Source organism: Aestuarium sp. (assembly GCF_023253315.1).
Taxonomy (GTDB): Bacteria; Pseudomonadota; Alphaproteobacteria; order Rhodobacterales; family Rhodobacteraceae; genus Marivivens; species Marivivens donghaensis.
This window is the reverse complement of the sequence record NZ_JALRGW010000228.1, coordinates 1-518: the sequence shown is the minus strand read 5'-3', so window position 1 is coordinate 518 and position 518 is coordinate 1. Positions and strand designations below refer to the sequence as shown.

General features: G+C 57.9%; 1 protein-coding gene and 1 pseudogene. Both read right to left on the bottom strand.

What is annotated here, in order from left to right:
• Window positions 1–249: cytochrome c1 (locus tag AC1QQ2_RS15110; RefSeq protein ID WP_479713767.1), on the bottom strand; the 249-nt coding region annotated here is incomplete at its 3' end.
• A 17-nt stretch (window positions 250–266) separates the two neighbouring features.
• Window positions 267–518, bottom strand: a pseudogene (locus tag AC1QQ2_RS15105) (cytochrome b); the annotation flags it as partial.

Genomic DNA, 518 nt, shown 5'->3' with positions numbered 1-518 from the left:
ATCCGCATTCATCTCCGGCCCGCCTTCATCTGCCAGCGAGCGCAGCGGGACGAATTTCATCCCGTGGCAGCCCGAGCAGACTTCGCGGTAAACTTGGAAGCCGCGACGCAGTTGCTCTTGGTCGTATTTCCCGAAGGGGCCCTCAAACGAGAAGGCGTGATCTTCGACATGTCCGCCACCGCCAGCGGCAAGGGCTGCGCCCGTGCCGATAGCGAGTGCCGAGATTGCGGAAAGAATGAGTTTCTTCATCTTGTCAGTCCTTTCCCTTACTCGGCTTTGCCGTAGTGGGCATTGAAATCGTCCTCGATGGTCGCCGGCATCGGAAGCGGTTTCTCAATCACACCCAGCAGCGGCAGGATGACGAAGAAATAGCCGAACCAATAGGTCGCGCCCAGCAGGGAGATGTAGGGGTAGATGCCATCGGTCGGCATTGCGCCCACCCACATCAGAACCACGAAATCAACTGCGAGGAGCCAGAACCACCATTTGAACATCGGACGATATTGGCCCGAACGAAC